At 41.5% G+C, this 18,483-nt stretch carries 17 protein-coding genes; all 17 read right to left on the reverse strand.

Translation table 11 applies throughout. The features are described 5' to 3' along the window. Positions 1-4: 4 nt before the first annotated feature. Positions 5-2,623 (reverse strand): DNA mismatch repair protein MutS, encoded by a 2,619-nt coding sequence (gene mutS / locus LKD46_RS11710; RefSeq protein WP_227574175.1) that lies wholly within the window; start codon positions 2,621-2,623, stop codon positions 5-7. A gap of 555 nt (positions 2,624-3,178) precedes the next feature. After that, positions 3,179-3,358, reverse strand: a complete 180-nt coding sequence (locus LKD46_RS16870) for a helix-turn-helix transcriptional regulator (protein ID WP_110103134.1) — start codon at positions 3,356-3,358, stop codon at positions 3,179-3,181. 84 nt (positions 3,359-3,442) lie between these two features. Then, entirely contained in the window at positions 3,443-4,546 is a 1,104-nt protein-coding gene (locus LKD46_RS11720; RefSeq protein ID WP_227574167.1) for a DUF4179 domain-containing protein, read from the reverse strand. Further along, positions 4,519-5,073, reverse strand: coding sequence for an RNA polymerase sigma factor (locus tag LKD46_RS11725; RefSeq protein WP_015525029.1), 555 nt, complete (start codon positions 5,071-5,073; stop codon positions 4,519-4,521). The genes LKD46_RS11720 and LKD46_RS11725 overlap by 28 nt, the downstream gene beginning before the upstream one ends. 300 nt (positions 5,074-5,373) lie before the next feature. Further along, positions 5,374-5,574 (reverse strand): Ig-like domain-containing protein, encoded by a 201-nt coding sequence (locus LKD46_RS11730; protein ID WP_226845428.1) that lies wholly within the window; start codon positions 5,572-5,574, stop codon positions 5,374-5,376. A 173-nt stretch (positions 5,575-5,747) separates the two neighbouring features. Beyond that, on the reverse strand, positions 5,748-8,114 hold the full coding sequence (locus LKD46_RS11735; RefSeq protein ID WP_227574168.1) for an ABC transporter permease: 2,367 nt from the start codon (positions 8,112-8,114) through the stop codon (positions 5,748-5,750). A gap of 291 nt (positions 8,115-8,405) precedes the next feature. Continuing rightward, complete coding sequence (locus LKD46_RS11740) at positions 8,406-9,077, reverse strand: ABC transporter ATP-binding protein (RefSeq protein ID WP_173759226.1); 672 nt, start codon at positions 9,075-9,077, stop codon at positions 8,406-8,408. 135 nt (positions 9,078-9,212) lie between these two features. Continuing rightward, on the reverse strand, positions 9,213-10,112 hold the full coding sequence (locus LKD46_RS11745) for a sensor histidine kinase (RefSeq protein ID WP_227574169.1): 900 nt from the start codon (positions 10,110-10,112) through the stop codon (positions 9,213-9,215). Beyond that, a complete protein-coding gene (locus LKD46_RS11750; RefSeq protein WP_161208810.1) occupies positions 10,105-10,782 on the reverse strand; it encodes a response regulator transcription factor in 678 nt (225 codons plus the stop codon). The genes LKD46_RS11745 and LKD46_RS11750 overlap by 8 nt, the downstream gene beginning before the upstream one ends. A 172-nt stretch (positions 10,783-10,954) precedes the next feature. Beyond that, entirely contained in the window at positions 10,955-11,911 is a 957-nt protein-coding gene (locus tag LKD46_RS11755; protein WP_161208812.1) for a helix-turn-helix domain-containing protein, read from the reverse strand. Between the two features lie 249 nt (positions 11,912-12,160). Next, positions 12,161-12,541, reverse strand: coding sequence for a hypothetical protein (locus LKD46_RS11760; RefSeq protein ID WP_059085804.1), 381 nt, complete (start codon positions 12,539-12,541; stop codon positions 12,161-12,163). Positions 12,542-12,594: 53 nt separating this feature from the next. Further along, positions 12,595-12,927 carry a DUF3784 domain-containing protein gene (locus LKD46_RS11765; RefSeq protein ID WP_059085803.1) on the reverse strand — a complete coding sequence of 111 codons (333 nt, stop codon included), beginning with the start codon at positions 12,925-12,927 and terminating at the stop codon, positions 12,595-12,597. Positions 12,928-13,051: 124 nt separating this feature from the next. Continuing rightward, a complete protein-coding gene (locus LKD46_RS11770) occupies positions 13,052-13,468 on the reverse strand; it encodes a YjdF family protein (protein ID WP_015525019.1) in 417 nt (138 codons plus the stop codon). Between the two features lie 248 nt (positions 13,469-13,716). Continuing rightward, positions 13,717-14,121 (reverse strand): hypothetical protein, encoded by a 405-nt coding sequence (locus LKD46_RS11775; RefSeq protein ID WP_110103126.1) that lies wholly within the window; start codon positions 14,119-14,121, stop codon positions 13,717-13,719. 51 nt (positions 14,122-14,172) lie between these two features. Then, positions 14,173-14,748 carry a hypothetical protein gene (locus LKD46_RS11780; protein WP_227574170.1) on the reverse strand — a complete coding sequence of 192 codons (576 nt, stop codon included), beginning with the start codon at positions 14,746-14,748 and terminating at the stop codon, positions 14,173-14,175. Positions 14,749-15,168: 420 nt separating this feature from the next. Further along, entirely contained in the window at positions 15,169-16,971 is a 1,803-nt protein-coding gene (locus LKD46_RS11785) for a DUF4209 domain-containing protein (RefSeq protein ID WP_147603554.1), read from the reverse strand. Positions 16,972-17,094: 123 nt separating this feature from the next. Continuing rightward, a complete protein-coding gene (locus LKD46_RS11790) occupies positions 17,095-18,477 on the reverse strand; it encodes a DUF6034 family protein (RefSeq protein ID WP_227574171.1) in 1,383 nt (460 codons plus the stop codon). Positions 18,478-18,483: the final 6 nt, after the last annotated feature.

Here is an 18,483-nt window from a genome sequence, read left to right on the forward strand (position 1 = left end):
GGTATCACCACCGGTTCTTTATTTTGTTCTGCAGATTATAGAGAATATTCAGGGCCTCCATTGGAGTCAGGTTGCCAATCTCCAGGCCTTTGATCTCTTCGATGATATCATTATCCTGCACCGTGTCAAAGAGTGACATCTGTGCCATATCCACCTGATCATAGGTGATCTTCTGTTTCTTTTTCGGAGCAGTCAGGTCTTTTACCGCTGCGGTGATATCTGCGTCACTGAGCTCTTCCACAAGTTCCTTGGCACGCTGGATCACGGAATCCGGAACACCGGCAAGCTTGGCCACCTGGATACCATAACTCTTGTCAGCGCCACCTTTTACGATCTTACGAAGAAATACGATATCGTCACCCTTTTCTTTGACAGCAATACAGTAATTGTTGACACCGGAAAGTTTTCCCTCCAGTTCGGTAAGCTCATGATAATGGGTCGCAAATAAGGTTTTGGCACCGCAGAGCTTGGTATTGCTGATATGTTCGATCACTGCCCAGGCAATGGAGAGGCCGTCAAAAGTACTGGTTCCACGTCCGATCTCATCCAGGATCAGAAGGCTACGGGAAGTGGCATTGCGAAGAATATTGGCAACCTCCGTCATTTCCACCATAAAGGTACTTTGTCCGCTTGCAAGGTCATCAGATGCACCTACACGGGTGAAGATCCGGTCAACCACACCGATGTTTGCACTGTCTGCCGGAACAAAGCTTCCGATCTGTGCCATCAGTACGATCAGGGCTGTCTGGCGCATATATGTGGATTTTCCGGCCATGTTTGGTCCTGTGATAATGGAGATCCGTTTTTTGTGGTTGTCAAGATACGTATCGTTTGGAATGAACATATCATTTTCGATCATCTGCTCCACAACCGGATGACGGCCGTTTCGGATATCAATGAGGCCTGTCTCATTGATCTTTGGCCGGACGAAATTATTCCTCTGGGCAACCAGTGCAAGAGAAGCGAAAACATCCAGTGCAGCCACTGCTTTTGCAGTGCGCTGGATACGGACAACTTCCGCTCCAACCTGATCACGGATACTGGAAAACAGTTCAAATTCCAGCGCATAAAGCTTATCCTCAGCTCCAAGGATCAGATCTTCCAGATCTTTCAGTTCCTGAGTGATATAACGCTCTGCATTGGTAAGGGTCTGTTTGCGGATATAATCCTCCGGCACAAGATCTTTGAAAGTATTGGTAACTTCCAGAGAATAACCAAATACACGATTGTACTTGATCTTCAGGCTTTTGATACCGGTACGTTCCCTCTCTCTTGCCTCCAGCTCAGAAAGCCATTTCTTTCCATCTGTCCGGGAACGGCGGAATTTATCTACATCTTCATTATATCCTTCCCGGATAATGCCACCGTCTTTCTGGGCAAGAGGCGGATCATCGGTGATAGAGTTCCGGATCAGCGAGGTAATGTCTGTCAGAGGATCCATATCTTCGTTGATCTTAGTAAGCAGTGGAGATTTGAATTCTGCCAGGACCTGTTTTATATAAGGAAGCATTTCCAGAGAAGAGGCAAAAGAAACCAGATCTCTCGGATTAGCGGATTTGTAACTGATACGGCTGATCAGACGTTCCAGATCATAGATCGGGTTTAAATATTCCCGGATCTCATCCCGTTCCATGGGTTTTTCATTCAGTTCTTCCAGAGCACCCAGTCTCTTTTCGATTTCCTCTGCATCGATCAGAGGCTGTTCCACATAAGACCGAAGTGTTCTGGCTCCCATAGCTGTTTTGGTCTTGTCCAGTACCCAGAGAAGAGAACCTCTTTTCTGTTTTTCGCGCATGGTTTCCACAAGCTCCAGATTACGACGGCTGGAGCTGTCGATAAGCATGTATTTCTCGGCAGAGTAAGGGCGGATACTTGCCATATGGGAAAGTGCTGTTTTCTGTGTTTCCTTCAGATACAGGAACAGTGCACCGGAAGCAATGATCCCGCTGTCATAATCTCCGATCCCGAGACCTTCCAGATTTCCGACGTGAAAATGCTCTTTCAGGGTTTTCTGGCACAGCTGGTCGTCAAAGTACCAGGGATCCAGAGCAAATACACAGATTCCAAGACGCCCCTTCAGATCCGCTACATCCACACCGCTTAAAAGAAAGGCGTCATTGCAGATGATCTCTGCAGGTGTAAATTTATTGATCTCATCCAGAAGCTTCTGAGGTTTATCCAGTTCTGTGAGAAAACAGTCACCGGTTGTGATATCTGCAATTGCACAGCCAAAATGCTCTCCAATGGAGACGATGGACATCAGATAATTGTTTTTGGACTCGTCCAGTGACATGGTATCCAGAGTAGTTCCCGGCGTGACAATGCGGACAACCTCTCGTTTAACAAGACCCTTGGCTTTTTTCGGATCTTCTACCTGTTCGCAGATGGCAACCTTATAGCCCTTTTCGATCAGCCGGTTGATATAAGTTTCCGCAGCATGAAAAGGAACGCCACACATGGGCGCTCTCTCTTCCAATCCGCAGTCTTTTCCTGTAAGTGTGATCTCCAGTTCCTTGGATGCAGTCAGCGCATCATCAAAGAACATTTCATAAAAATCGCCCAGACGGTAAAAAAGGATACAGTCGCTGTACTCTTCTTTGGTCTTTACGTATTCTTTCATCATCGGTGATAATGTACTGGTATCAGCCGGAAACCCAGTGTTTATGCGGGTTTCAGATGCCTTATATTTTTTTTTGACCCACTTTTGACCCATTTTTTTCTCTTCTTCAGTGTTTCTTGCTTTTTCCAAATATTTAAACCTCTTCCTAAATTGTCATTTTATCAGTAAAATTAGCTTTCTTTTCCATACTTTTCTTCATAATTTCTTATCGTGGTTGCTTTAAGATTCCGAACCTTATAAAGTTCCATCCATTTCTCATACCATTTTGAAACGGACATACTCGAATCAAAGCCTGGAATACCTGGGAGAACTTCCGCCAAATACATGTTTCTTTGCTTTTTCACCTGCTGAAGATTTGTTCCATAGATAGAAAAAGGCGGTTGCCAGATCCCTTAATTGTGATTCTGGCTTCTTACCGCCCATCTTTTCTTTGTCGGATTCCCTTACCTATTTCTTTTCCTCTTAGATTTTTTCCATAACATTACCATCCTTTTTCTAATAACAATAGATGATCATGCATGGCACTGGACTTAATTTTAACACAACCCCAAAAACCTTTCAAGACTGCCGATCTATCCATTTCTGAAATTTTTTCTTATCAATCAGGGTTCTTCGCCCAATTCGTACCATGAAGGTATTATTCTTCATAAGAATTCTCATGGTTTTCTCTGAAAGACCTGTGCGTTCACAGGCTTCCTTGACTGATATAAGAATCTTATCGTTATCTGCTGCTTGTATTTTTTATGTATCATATATATTACAGCCAATATCTGAAGGCAGATGATATTGGCTGTTCCTCTCTTCGATTAAATTATTCTTTTGTCATCTGATTTTAATTTCTATTTTTCCTTCCACTAGGCTATATAAATCCAGAGGATCTTCATCACTTTCATAAACACGTCCTACGCCTTCTCCGTAAGTATCTTCTGTTCCAGTTTCATATTTTTTATATGTTGTTCTGTTTTTTTCTTCTTTATTTACATATAATTCTAATGTCACCGTTTTAGCATCTGGAGAAATTCCTTTATATTTTGTATTATTTCTGCTTTCTTCAAACACAGTCTCTGTGTCTCCATAATTTGTCATTCTATAAAGCCCCTGATTTCCTTTATCGTCGGTTCCTAGTAAATAATAATCTTCATATTCTTTATTATCCAAATTTCCATAAATTGTACTTGCCAAATCGTTTAAGCTCATTTTTGAAATCGTCAGATTTTGATTTGGAGATATCTTTATTTTTTTATTCACATTTACATTTATTGTATTCTTCTCTAATTCTTCCCAATTTGATGAAAATTCAAAAATATAGTCATCCGTATCTTCTGTATCTGCAGTATCCATTTCTGTTGGATCAAATAACCATACTTTCATTTTTATATCTGCTGTATTATCTTTAATAGTTGTATCTTCCAACCTATAATGACAAACCTGACCATCTGCTCCGTTCTCCTTTTTCTCCAGAGCATATGTTCCATCTAACTGTGCCGCTTTTCCATTTATCTCCACTTCTGTTAGTAGAATAGTCTCTTTTTCTTTTGAATCATTTATATTATCAGATATTGCCACCCATAAATTCTCCTTATCAGCAGCAATTTCATCTAACGTAATAGAAATTCCATTTTTAGTAATCGTTTTTCCAACACTATCTATATATGATTCTACATTTTCATTAATCCCCAATGCAGTTTGAATCCACGAAGTAATCTGTTCCCAGGCCGCCTTTATCTCATGCGGATGTCCCAAACCTCCTATCAATAATGCTATTACAACTCCTGCTGCTGCAATCTTTGCTAATTTAAATTTCAAATTAACATTTCGCTTTTTCCATGGCAAGGAAGCTTCGTAAACAAATTTTTCATCTATTTCTCCCATCAGATCCAAAAAATTGTTTTCTTTTTTCATATGATTTCTTTCACCTCTTCCCATAATCTGTTTCTGCTTCGAAAAAGACTGGATTTAATTTTAGTCTCAGAGCATCCATGTCTTTTTGCAATGTCTTTAATATTATCCATATACCAATATCGCCTGACAAAAATATCCCTGTCTCCTGCTTTTAAATCACTTAAAAATTTTTCTAAAATATTCAAAATTTCCTTTTTCTTTATATCCTCTTCCACATAATCCTTTATTGTATTTTCCAGTTTTTCCACTTCACCACAAATATCCATCATATGTGTATCTGCTCTTTTTGAAGCATTTTTCTTTCTGAAATTGTCCAATGCCAAATTTCTGGTTATTTTTCCAAGAAATGCAGATAATTTTGTTGGCGTTTTGGGCGGAATCTTATTCCACGTTATCAGCCACGTATCATTTACGCATTCTTCTGAATCTTCTGTGTTATATAAAATATTCCATGCAATCTTAAAGCAAAATTTTTCGTACTTTACTTCTACCTGGCGAATTGCATCTTCTGATCTTTCTAAAAATAAATTTATAATATGTATATCTTCCATATCACATTTCTCCCCTGTATATTAGTGTTTTTATGCAGATAGGTTATTTGCAGTGTGCCATATTAATGTTTTCTATTATATAGAACGTATTTTTTTCTGTTTGGTTGCACTTTTTTTATAAATTTTTTTGTTACCATAATTCCATTATCACTATAACATATTATCTAATCATTCTTCTCTCCCTGGTCAACTATTAATATCGTAATCTGCTTCTGCAAATAAAGCTACATGCCAAAAATGAAAAAAAGGAGCTGCCATTCAATGTGCATTCATGAACGGCAGCTCCTTTTTAAATCATTTTTATTTAACAACTACTTTTACTTTTTTGCAACTATTTCCAGATTTCACTGTGATATAGGCTGTTCCCTTTTTCTTTCCAGTGATCACACCACTGGAACTTACCGTTGCAATCTTCTTATTCGAAGAACTGTAGGTAACCTTCTCCTGGGAAGTGATCGGGCTGATGACTGGTTTCGACGTAAGTTTTTTTATTCCTTGCAACGGTCACGCTTGATTTCAGTCCGGTGATCTTTGTTGTCCTTACCGTTGTTTTCTGCACAGTAATGGAAATGACCTGTTTTTTGCCGCTGGCCAGTGTAATGGTCACTTTGATTATTATTTGAATTCCAGCCCTCAGCCTTTTCATTGACAGAGGGCTAATTTGGGCTTAACAATTATTGAGCATCCCTTAACTGATCTACAATGCTGCATTTCGCTGCATTATCATACATCATGCAGGGAATCAGCCACCCAAGCAGAAGAAATACCGGAATTGTCAGCAGGACAGGCAGAACGGTGAACCGATACTCAAAGAACCAGAACATACTGCCCAGCATTTTCCCCGCAAGAGGTCCCACCGCCAGTGAAAGCACAAAGGCCACCGATACGGAAGACATTGCGTAAAACAACCCCTCGTAGATCAGCATGGTTTTGAGCTGTCGGGGCGTCATTCCTACAGCCTGAAGCACCGCAAATTCCCGGCGGCGGGAAAGAATACCGGTCATCATGGCGTTGAAGAAATTTAAGAGTCCCACCAGCCCAATGATAGCACAGAGGATACCACCGATCAGAAGGAACATCTGCCGGAACTGAGCAAACTCAGAGCGAACCGTGGCTTTGCTTTCATACATCAAGGGCGAAAACTCACCGGCCGTGAGCTTTGACAGATATTGCTCTGCTTCGGCCTCGTCAGCTTCGTCCGCTGTGTCGAACAGGTAGAGCATCGGAACGACTGCACCACCGCTGTCCCTCTGTGCGGTGTCCACAGGCAAAACTGCGTTATATCCAATACCACCATAACGATAACCCATGGAGTTCGGAAGTTCTACCAAGGCGCAGACCGTGTACTCTACATCTCTGGCTCCATACAATTTTGCCTGAAAGTACTCCTCCGGTGTATCTTCGGTGAGTTCCCCGGTGCGGCTGTCGATATATTTCACATCGTCCGCATAGGTAACGGTGATCGTGTCTCCCACCTTGGGGTAGTATTCAAGATTGGGCAGATTACCGTAGTCATCTAAGGAAACCGCAATGGCAATGGCGTTATTGTCCGGCTCCAACATGGGAGAAATATCTCCGTCGAATACTTGCAGCTTGTCAAACAGACTGTTATCCAGAGCCTCGATTCTGGTATCTCCCATCACCATATTGCCCCGGTGCTCCAGACGGCTCATATGGCTGTCCAACTGTTCGGCGCTTTCGTACCTTGCATAGTCCTGCCGCAGAGCATCCTCCGTCATCCACAGGTAGGCGGGTTTTCGCACAGCATATCCCGTGCCGGAAAGACTGGCCTTTGTGTTTGCTGCGATCTCCTCAATCTGTTCTGGCGTGATGAATTCATCTGCCGGGTTGTAACGGAAATAGTCGGGAGTGCTGACGATAAAATCGGCGCAGGTCATGGAGGATACATACTTCTCCATGCTGAAGCCTCCCACAAAGGCACACAGCGCATTGAACAGTGTCACCGACAGTGCCAGAGACACGACCACCAGCACCGTCTTTTTCTTGTTTCGTCCCAGATTGGCAAAGGCCATCTGATGGAGCTTGGCTCCCCGGGTGCTGCGCTGTTTTTTCTTAGTCTGTATCGCATCCGTATATTTGGTAGCCTCTACCGGAGAGACCTTAGCTGCCATTTTTCCGGGCTTGGAACAGGACAAAAGCACCGTCAACAGGGCAAACAGCATGGAACCAAGGAAGATCACAGGCGAAGTGCTGATGGTGGTGATGCCTGCATCCAACTGGGTGGAGCGCAAGACAACAGGTACCAGAACAGCGCCGATGCCGTAGCCCAGCAACAGTCCTGCCGGAATGCCGATCAGACAAAGTAGAAGTGCCTGCTGGCGAATGATACGTTTGAGCTGCCGGGGCGTTGTGCCAATGGTTTTCAGAAGTCCGTAAAACCGGATATCCCCTGCAACAGAGATCTGAAAAATGTTATAGATGATAAGATACCCCGTGAAAATCACCAGCAGCAAAAAAGCTGCTATGGCGATCATCAGCTCTGGATCGAGCTGTGACTCCAGCTGGGATGAGGTATATCCCCAGTTGACGCCGATCCGGACGCTGTTGGGATCGGTATAGCTGTCCCATGTGTAGCCAAGATCGGTATCCACCTGCTCCATCTGCCCTTGAATATTTGTGCTGGAGGCCAGCATGACATTCAAATCGGTGCGGAAAGGCTGTAACCCTGTTTTCACTGCCTGCGCTTCGATGTCATCTGCGTAATCACGGCTGATGTTGATGTAGTGAACAGGCATTAGTTCATCATATTCCCAATAGCCCACCAGCGTAAAGGTATCTGTTACAGTAAAGGCGGTTTGATCCTTGTCCGTGATGGAATAGGAAACCGTGACCTCGGCGCCCAGCTCCGGCGTTACGCCAAGCAGCTGCAACGCTGCCGTATCCATGGCTACTTCTTTGCCACTTTCGGGCATCCGCCCGGTAGTAGGGGTGGCATAGCTCCATTTGGTGCAGTTGGCATCCATGTAGCTGATCTCTGCAGGCGTTTTGGAAAAGACACCATCCACAGTGATGCCGATCACCTTCCGTGCCCCCGCAGCCTTCACCTTTGGATGAGCAGCGATACGTTCCGCCTGCTCGGGGGAAACATCTTTAAAGGTACCGTGTGCATAGCCACCTACCTGCCGAAACTGGTAGGTTTCATAACTGGCGTTCAACGACAAGACAATGGTGAACATGGACGTAAATAGCATCGTTGTCAGCGCAATGGCAAAAATGGCGATCAGATTGCGGCGGCGGTTCGCATAAAGGGATTTTAAGCTGAGCTTTCGAATACATTTTCTGTTTTTGACATTCATCGTAGCCACCTCCCGTTAGTTCTGGGAGACGATCCGACCATCTTCGATACGGATAATGCGGTCTGCCATCTGCGCAATTTCTTCGTTGTGAGTGATCATTACGATTGTCTGGGCGAACTTTTGACTGGTGACTTTCAAAAGGCTCAATACATCCTGGCTGGTTTTGGAATCCAGATTGCCGGTGGCTTCATCTGCCAGAATGATAGCGGGTGCTGCCGCCAGCGCACGGGCAATGGCTACTCGCTGCTGTTGACCGCCTGAGAGCTGATTGGGCAGGGCATCCAGACGGTCGCTCAGTCCAAGCGTCTGCACGATCTGCTGCACAAAAGCCTTGTTTACCTTTCCGCCATCCAGTTCAGTGGGTAGAATGATATTTTCATATACATTCAGCACCGGAACAAGATTGTAGCTCTGAAATACAAAGCCGATTTTCCTGCGGCGGAAGATGGTCAGCGCTTCCTCCTTCAGGGAGAAAATATCCTGTCCGTCCACTATGACCGTGCCGCTTGTAGGGCGATCCAGCCCACCCAGCATGTGTAACAGCGTAGATTTGCCGGAGCCGGATGTGCCGACTATTGCAACAAATTCGCCCTTCTTCACACTTAAATCAACTCCATCCAACGCATGAACTGCGTTATTGCCGGAGCCATAAATTTTTTTCAGGTCTTTTGCCTGTAAAACCTCCATAAATGAGTATCTCCATGAAAAAATCTGTATGTATGAAAGGAAATGATCCTTTGATACATACAGATTATCGCATAAGATTCTTTCCACATTCTTTCCTGCGGAAAATGAAATCTAACAATTTTGATAGAATTGTTGTTATTTCGGCAGAAATATGGAAAACGTACTTCCTTTTTCCGGAACGGAAGCAACCTTGATATAACCACCCTCGCCGGATATGATCTGTCGGGCAAGGTATAAGCCGATGCCAACCCCTTCTTGTTCCTGAACAGCATTTGAACGATAAAAACGGGAAAATATCTTTGCCTGCTCGTTTTCCGGGATACCTGAACCGGTATCCGATATATCGATCCTTGTAAACATTTCGTAACTTACGGTAGAAATCGTGATTGTTCCATGCTCCGTATATTTGATGGCATTGTCTACAATATTAGCCAGTGCTTCCGCTGTCCATTTGAAGTCAAATGTAGCGGAAATATCTGTATCGTACAGATATATGGATAATCCTTTTCCAGAAGCCTTGGCGGCATATTGTTCTACTACGCTTTCAAGCAGCGGCTGAAGTGATGCTTGCTGAGGGGAAAGTGAAATGATCCCATTTTCCAGTCTGGAAAGTTTTACGAGAGAATCAATCAGAAATCGTAGCTTTTCCGATTGTTTGTACAGTGCCTCCACGTTTTCCTTTGCCGATGCAGGCAGAGTTTCCTTCATCAAAAGCTCGCTGTATAACAGCAGGTTTGCAATCGGCGTTTTCGTCTGGTGGGAAATGTCCGCAATCAAGGATTTGATTTTGTCTTTTTCCTGTGCCATATTTCGAGAAGATGCTTCTGCGGCAGAAAGATAGTGTGCAAACTTTGTTTCCAAAGCAGACAGCTGGCTTTCATCAAAAGTTGTTTCAGAAAAGGAGCCGGTCATGGCGGCGTCCAGCATCCTTTCGATTTCTTCCATCGCTTTTATGACCTTTCTCCGCTCCCATAATACAACAGCTGCTGCCGCCAGAAAACACAGCAGTATGATCGCGATGCCGCTTTTATTCATCTTTTGTCACCCAACTATAACCGATTCCATAGACGGTTTTAATGTATTTCTGTGCCCCAAGCTTATCCCTCAGACGCTTGATCGTAACAGACAAAGCATTTTCATCCACATATTCAGCACCATCTGTCCAGATCCTGTCTACAAGGTCTCCACGGGTCATGGTTCGACCACGATTTTCAACAAGCAGACGCAGTAATTTTTGCTCTGTTTTACTCAATTCCACTTTTGAATCTCCCACATAAAAGGTCATAGCCTCAAAGTCAAAGTGAAAAAGATCAATATGGATCGGTGCATTTTTATGGCTTGACGTTTGCTTTCGCAGTTGGGTATTCACCCTTGCCCGCAAAACCGAAAGAGAAAAGGGCTTGGTAATGTAATCATCAGCGCCCCTCTCCAGTCCGTCCACGATGTCCAGATCGGTATCATTGGCAGTCAGCAGAATAACAGGAATCCCGGGTGTGTTTTCCTTGACCTCCCGGAGCAGCTCAAGCCCACTGCCATCCGGTAGATTGATATCCAACAGGATCAGGGATACACCGCCGCAAAGCAGCTGCTCCTTCGCCGTTTTCAGGTCTTGGCAGGAAATAATCTTCCGATCATCTACTTTCAGTGCTTTGCATAAACCTTGATTCAAACCAATATCATCTTCAACAATCAATAATTGCTCCATATATCTCACTCCCTCGTTACTCAAAGGTATTCGGCAAAGTTAATAACAAGACACAAAAATAACCGCCCCAGCAAAACTGAACGGTTATTTTCAATCAATTAAGTATGTGGACTAACCGTTTATCGGCAGCACACTTTTTCTATAATCATATTAGCACGCATATGTGACAATGTCAAAAAATTTCTTCATTCTCTTGGTTATTAATCTCCTTGATCAGCTGTACTGCCTTCTCTGTATCATCGGTTTTCACGAATATATCCACGCCATATATTCCAAATCCGGGTGCCCCATGCATTGCAACATTCGCACCTGCTTCCTGGGAAAAAGCTTCTATTTCACTTTGCTTTAACATTTCTACGAGCTGTTCTGTCTCTACTATATTCTGTGCATTATAAATCTTTGTCCATTCTGTCTTAGATTGGGAAGTTTCTTTTCTCTCCTGAACATTTGGTGAATTCTGATTTCTTTTTCGATTAATAAATGCTAAGGTCCTAAGAATAATAAATGACACAATAGTAATACCTATCAGAAATCCCAATGCCAATCGTGTTATCTGTGTTTCTGTAGCTCCCATTCTAAATAAACATATACCATAGATGACTGTAAAAATTCCTGCACATATTACACTGGTGAGAAAATTTCGCCATATAGCAGCACTTTTTGGCAGGCATTTATCCCATATTCCATTATACACCATAATAGCTACATATAGGATTCCTCCTACTAAGACAGTTACTATCTCTCCCAAAACCAAACGAGTATCCACCATTAATAGCATCTGAATAATAATCGCTAACACACCAATCACAAACATTGATGCAAATGCAAGATTTCCAGCCTTTAATGCTTTTTGTTTCACCCATTCTTCATACACCGCAACTTTGTCCAGTGTTTCTTTCATATCTTTATTCATAGTCTGGCTCCTTTCTCCATCCAGGAGCTCTCTCATCTCAACATCGTAATATTCAGCAAGTTGAACAAGTACACTGAGATCTGGCATATTTATTCCTGTTTCCCATCTGGAAACTGTTCTTGCAGATACCCCAAACTTCTCGGCAAGCTGTTCTTGCGTAAGATTCTTTTCTTTACGACATTGCTTTAAAAAAGCTCCAATCTTTTTTGTATCCATATCTCTACCTCTCTTCCACTTACAGCTTACCAATATGCACCAAAATTACCACGACATAAAACGAGAATCCGTTAATTTTCAACCGGACATCTTATGTCTGGAATAAATAAACGGTATTTTCATACCGAAAACAAATACCTATAATCATTCCAACATTCAAACAAGAAGTATCTCTCGCCCAATGCGCTCGGTCATATGTGAGAATGTCACAATTTTTTTAAACTCAATATTGCAAGACTGCTGGCATTGTTATTTCTTCTCATTCAATAATTCTTTTACTCTTTTAACCGGAAATCTATCTTCAATATCAACTACTTCAAACAGATTTAATGGCAATTCCTTTTCACCAATCAGGGAAAGGTATTCATTAACAGCTCTACGATCAACCATAATCTTTCCATGTCCTGCCCAATGACGATTGCTCTCTTCCTTTTTCAGTCCGGAAATCCAATATTTATCACCATTCTCAATATCTATATAATTTGCATAGTTACCGATATTTTTCTGAAAGGCATGGTCATTAAAATAGATTGTTTTCTTACTTTTTGAAGTTTTGACATATCCAATCCATGCCGGACCATCATCAGAATATCCCGTTTTTAATTCAATATACATCAAATTGTTAATCATTCTTATTCTCTCCTGATTCCAAATTTTGCAACATCTCAACTAACTGGAAGTTATTACTTTCTGCATAGCGTGTTTCCCAAAATGATAATTACCGCGACATCAATCAAAATAATTCCCAATGCAATATATACAAAAAATGCAGGCAAAATATTTTCAAGCACGCCCATAATTAATGCAAGAATTGCTATAATAGACATTCCAATTCCCATTGTTCTGCATAACTTCTTTTCATCATATTTTTCCTTTTCTTCTTTTGTAGCTGTATTATATCCAGAAATAAACCAGCTTCCGTGTCCAGAAAGTAAAGTTATAGAAAGTGCAGCAAATATTACAAAGACAATCCACACTATCCAATCAGAACCTGTTGCTAAATCTGCTAATTTCATCTATATGCTCCTTGAATTCCAATTTTCTAAACTCTCAATTCCATCTTCTTGCCATTCAAACAAGAAGTATCTCTCGCCCAATGCGCTCGGTCAATCCCGATTTGAGTTAAAGCCCAAGAGGCTTTTAATGCCCCTTATGCTTTTCTCTTTTCTTTTGCTGTTTCAATTCAAACATTCGCTGTTCTTTCGCCTCTTTTTTCTTGCGATTTCTCTCTTTACGCTCCTGTTTGTTATGTTCCTGCTGTAACTTCAATGCTTGCTGCGATTTTGTGCCAATACCTGTCCCTATTGTCTGCTTTTTTACTTCTCGATGCATCCGTTTCGGATTTCTTTTTATATCCTTTACAACAGTTTCAACAGCCGGACTGAATTTCAAACTGAAATAGTATTGTTGAATATATTCCTGCACTTCGTAATCTTTTGGTTCTGCACCAAATATTACCTTCGCTACAGATAATTTACCATCCTCAATACGCTCGAATACGCCTACCCAAAATGGTTCTTCAAAATATACCGTCAGTTTTCCATTTGTTTTGTCCATAAAAATCCCTCCTAAAATGAATTGAACAAAGAATGGACAACCCGGAGGGGCAGGTTACTTACCCTATTTACATAGGACGGCTGGGCTACATACCAGCTCTAGCATATCTTAAAAATATGCATTGCGTTTTTATCTTGTTTTTATCATATAAAGTGCAATATCACACAATATATCCTTACAATTTATATATTCTAATTTCTATAGTAAATCTATACAATCATCTTTTCCATTGATAGTACGAGACGATTTTAACATAATACTTTATCTGCTTTCAACACATAATCATGGGAACATATAATTCTGCTTCTCTGAATGATATCACCTCTAACAGAACAGTTTCCTTTTGCACAGCCTTCTATCGGTGTAAAATTTTCGCAGGAACCACATTTTCTGCGTTCCTTTTTCATTCCACGTCCATCGCACCGGATCATTTCATAACCAACAATGTATTTTTGCAATTCATCTTCCGGGATTGTCTTTTCGAGCTTTTCCCCTGCATCATTTCTCAGTTCAAAATGAATATCCTTGCCATTTATGTCTGCTTGCAAGGCTATATTATTATTTAAGAGACCTTCCTCGTTTAACTCATTGATTTCTTCACAATCCAGATTTTCAATAAATTGCAAAATATCTTCCATTATGTCCACAGACAAGCCATATCCTCCAGAGCTGTATTCATAGAATATATTTCCATAATAATCGCCTTATTTTAAGGTTATCGCAATCACATAGTCCCTGGATTTGTAATCATCAGATAGATCATGGTACATTTTTGTCTTCTCCTTATACTGATATCTGTTCTGGTTTTCTTCCCTATACTTTTCATTTTTTATTTTATCGACTGCATTTTGTTTTTCTATCTTTGCTTCCATTGCAGCATAACCATTTTGCTTAAATTTTTCTATCAGCTCGTCCCCATAACAATCACGAAATTCTTCTCTACATTTCTTTAATGCATCCAGCTGTGTAGATAAAAACTCATCAAAGAAGCTTTCCGGAATATGTAGCCTGCTTGAAAATTGTCTTTTTCTCTTTGGTATCGTTCTTTGAGTGCTGGCATATCCCAACACTCCCATAGACACATCTAACACCCCTGCTAGTTCTACCGAATTTAATTCATATACTTTTTCAATCGCATCATAAATATTTATTTCTACACCGACTCCCTGTTCATCCTGTTGTAAAAGATCCAGAAATTTTTCATAACTTATTTTACATTGATCATAAGGTTTCTTAATATACCAAGGTGCTTTTTTCGTAATCTCGGTATAATACTCCAAAGAAGCTTCCCAGTCATCGCACTCTTCGCCTTCCTTTCATGTGGTATACATGCCACACACACCATTGGAGTCAAATCCACACGTTTTACAAATCTTATCAATTCTCACACTTATCACCTCTCAATCCATCAACATTTTTCTGCATAGATAAATTTTTTCATCAATTCTTTCCTTGTAATTATACACTTTTTCTGATGATATTGTTATCTGCAAGGATATTTGAACTGAAAAACACTCTGACTACTAATAAGTTGGAGTGTTTTTATAATTCATATTATATTTATAGATTTACTCTCAGTGCTACACATTCCGGGGGTTGAGGCCGTCCCCAAAGTGCGTTTTGATGTCCAAACGCTATGCTTGCCAGATACTTCCGAACACTTTTTAAGGAAACCATACCATCCGTCCAACCATTTTATATTAATTCTCATCCATATTATCTTTCTTCTCCATCAGCTGTTTCAGCTTTTTATTTATTTTGCTTCTATTCTCCTCCTGTAATTTTCCGCAGAATAGATAGCAAAATTTCAGTGCAAACCACCAGATATACAAAGCTTTAAAGCTCTGGAATGCCTGATCATCCAGCATTCCATGTGCCACATTGTTGCGCATGTTAAATCCAAATTTTGAACAGAAAATCGTATTTAAAGCAAATATAAGGTCTTCATCCAGGCTTTCTTTTACTCCTTCCAATTCTAAGACAGCGTGCATTGGTTTTACTTCTTCAATCCCTTCTTCATTCATGTTGTAAACAGGTTCTCCACATTCCACTGCCAGATATCTTACTGCATTTTCTATCTGTGGAATCAGGATACTTAGCGCCGTCAAAAAATCTCCTGAAAAGCCAAACATAAGACCCTTGGTATACGATTCTTTTCTCCCCTCTGGAATCGCACAACTTACATCTACAATCTTTTTTACATCACTCTCTTCGATCACAAATCTGGAACGAATATATTCAAACGTATTTCTCACCAGAATCTGTGCAAAATAATCCATCTCCATGGCTGCTGTCCGCTCCATATTATCCTTAAGCGCACCTTCATCGATTGTTCCATCAGGCTTTTTCACAGGCCTGCTTTTAGCAATTAATTTTCCTCCTTTTCCAAGGATTGCCGCTGGAAATATCGTGTTCAGGATCCCAGTCCTATTTAATACTTGATTCTTTACCTTTTCTCTTACCGGAATCGGAAGAAATGAAGCAAAATAACATAATGCCTCTTCTTTATCAAGATCTTCCAGTTGGCGGAACAGTTCTTTTACAATGCCGCTGGCATCCTGTTTATCACTCCATACCATCATCTCCGAAAGGGAAGCTTCTTCTATCTGTGCTATTTCCTGCAACAGTGCCTTTCTTTCTTCTTCCGTACCCTGTATGGTCTTTAACAACTGAATAACCTCTTTCAAATAGTGAATCTTTCTCATTAAATTTCCTTTGGAAGAGGCCCCGGCATATTCAGCCTCCATCCGGATAGCCTGAATCTTACGTCTTCGTATCGCAATCAGTTTAGGTTCAGTAATACACTTTTTCTTCTGCCTCTTCTGCCAGTTATTTTTTCTGCAATAGAGTTCTTCCAACAGATCACAAAACTTACCAATGAGCGGTGCATCACAGCTATTATCATCGTAAGTTTTCAAGATATTTTCCACATAAGGGATCAGATATCCTGTATCCACTTTTTCCTCCATGGCGGTTTTTATCAAATATCCAATTTTTGCGTGGCTGCTGTTATCATACTCTTCTAATACTTTTATCAGCAGATTCTTTCGCACCTCTTCATTGATTTCCTTGCTTCGGATTTTTTTAGAGATAAACAAGATCCGGTTTATAGCCATGATATGATCTGCAAATGCACCGGTGTTCTTCAAGTGTTCGTAATAAGCCGTTTCTGCTATTTTAGCATTTGAAAAATCATTTTCCACAACCCATAAAAAATCCGATATCTTTGCCTTGTTGATCGGTGCGATGGGATAGCTTCGGATTTCCTCCAGCAATGCCTGATACTCTTCTCTATTTATATCTTTCCGATTCCAAATGCTGCGGGCATAGGAAAACGGTACGTCTTTAGGCGTATCAATCCATCGTTCCACAATAATATCCACCAGAAGATTCCTGAATTCCCCATCCATCGTTCCGCAGAAATCTGTCAGTGCTTTCTCTGCCGTTTGAAAATTAGGTCCTTTTAAAATCTCTGCAATCTGCTCTGCCATTTTTTCTGCCATACATATCCCTCCAACCTTTTTCTATAGGAAAAGTATAACGCATTTTTCTTTTTCCTGTAAAGCAGAAAGACCTGAAATTCCAGGTCTTTCGGTCATCATTGATTAGAAATTGAAATTCACACTCTATTTTATATCCTTGGAACCCATAGAAGCCGCCCATCCAGCCTGAATCCTTTGTATTACGCTTCCATCCCGTGCATCAATCGTAAGGAGTGGAACACCTGCAGCATCCATCGTTACGTCTCCCATGACCGGTCCATCCTCCCCATTTCCGTACTCATACTCTGGCTCTTTGGATGTCCAGGTTCCATAAAAATCCCACACCGGGATCAGGACTGCTTCGGTATCGCTGCCTTCACTGTCTGGCATGCACATATAACCCAGTTGTACCTTTGTTATGGTTATCTCCGCACTCTGTGCATCAATGGACGGATAACGGTAGTGGCTTCCTCCATCGACAGAGATCAGCCGATTCTTGTCTTCTGTCATTACCTGCAAAGTGATCGTTTTTTCAAAGATATCCTTGACCTCATCAAAAGGAAGTAAGAACAGCCTCTCATCGGAAGCATTCGATGCTTCTATGGGATTTCGGTGCAGAAAACTCTGAAGTGTCCCACTGCAAAAGTCCATCGTCAGTACTTCATTTTCCCATCCTTCAGACTGTCCTTCATGAAGTGTTCCATCTTCGTTTTCCCATTCAAGAGCCTGCTCATTAACAGGCAGAGAGGTTTCCCTCACATAATTAACCGGAACCCCGTCTATCATCCGTTCAAAAATGAAATCATCTTTTTCCAGGGTAGTGCTTCCTTCAGTAAGTGCTTTTGAGGAACTTTCAAATATCTCCCAGTTTCCGGACACAAGACCTGAAACCTTCTCCTTTGCTTCCTTTTCAGATACTTTCCCGCTTCCTGCCTTTATATAATTTTGAAAGCGTTCTTCCCTTTCTTTTTTCTCACTCGATTCCAGGGTCATGTCTCCACAATCGTCAAAGATAAACTTCGCTATCCCAAATCCGAGTTCCTCCACATCCGATACCTGCTCACTCTGTGTATAAGAATACCGATAGGTCAGTCCATCTACTGTATATGTCCCCGCCTGTTCGTTCTCATTCTTCTCTTCCTGCATGGGCTGTCCTTTTCCGAATGTGTCTTTTATTTTATTCTGTTCTTCTTCAGGAATCGCCATTCTTTTTACCTTTTTTAAACAGATTGCATCTACATCCGGCACTTTTACCGGTGCATCCGCTGTCAGGGTAAAATTCATCGGAGTTTCTTTATCCTCCCGGTCCGCTGATCTTAGATCTGCCTGGATCGTTGTCTGGTATGTTTCCGGTGCCTGTACCTGTTCGGCAACGGTTTTCTGAACTGTCTCCTTTTTCTCTTCTTTTTTCTGTTCTGTCTGATCCTTTTCTTCCACAACAGCAGACTGGACAATACGGTCACATCCGGATAATGTCAAAAGATTCATACACAGAACGGCTCCCATAAACATTTTTATTTTCTTCATCCTTTT

This window comes from Blautia fusiformis, from assembly GCF_020686995.1.
GTDB classification, from domain to species: Bacteria; Bacillota; Clostridia; order Lachnospirales; family Lachnospiraceae; genus Blautia_A; species Blautia_A fusiformis.

Bases quoted from the DNA above. Each gene is read 5' to 3' on its own strand.
- mutS (WP_227574175.1), bottom strand. From the start codon at position 2,623: ATGATGAAAGAATACGTAAAGACCAAAGAAGAGTACAGCGACTGTATC.
- LKD46_RS11720 (WP_227574167.1), bottom strand. From the start codon at position 4,546: ATGGGAAGAGGTGAAAGAAATCATATGAAAAAAGAAAACAATTTTTTG.
- LKD46_RS11725 (WP_015525029.1), bottom strand. From the start codon at position 5,073: ATGGAAGATATACATATTATAAATTTATTTTTAGAAAGATCAGAAGAT.
- LKD46_RS11740 (WP_173759226.1), bottom strand. From the start codon at position 9,077: ATGGAGGTTTTACAGGCAAAAGACCTGAAAAAAATTTATGGCTCCGGC.
- LKD46_RS11745 (WP_227574169.1), bottom strand. From the start codon at position 10,112: ATGAATAAAAGCGGCATCGCGATCATACTGCTGTGTTTTCTGGCGGCA.
- LKD46_RS11750 (WP_161208810.1), bottom strand. From the start codon at position 10,782: ATGGAGCAATTATTGATTGTTGAAGATGATATTGGTTTGAATCAAGGT.
- LKD46_RS11755 (WP_161208812.1), bottom strand. From the start codon at position 11,911: ATGGATACAAAAAAGATTGGAGCTTTTTTAAAGCAATGTCGTAAAGAA.
- LKD46_RS11760 (WP_059085804.1), bottom strand. From the start codon at position 12,541: ATGATTAACAATTTGATGTATATTGAATTAAAAACGGGATATTCTGAT.
- LKD46_RS11765 (WP_059085803.1), bottom strand. From the start codon at position 12,927: ATGAAATTAGCAGATTTAGCAACAGGTTCTGATTGGATAGTGTGGATT.
- LKD46_RS11770 (WP_015525019.1), bottom strand. From the start codon at position 13,468: ATGGACAAAACAAATGGAAAACTGACGGTATATTTTGAAGAACCATTT.
- LKD46_RS11785 (WP_147603554.1), bottom strand. From the start codon at position 16,971: ATGGCAGAAAAAATGGCAGAGCAGATTGCAGAGATTTTAAAAGGACCT.
- LKD46_RS11790 (WP_227574171.1), bottom strand. From the start codon at position 18,477: ATGAAGAAAATAAAAATGTTTATGGGAGCCGTTCTGTGTATGAATCTT.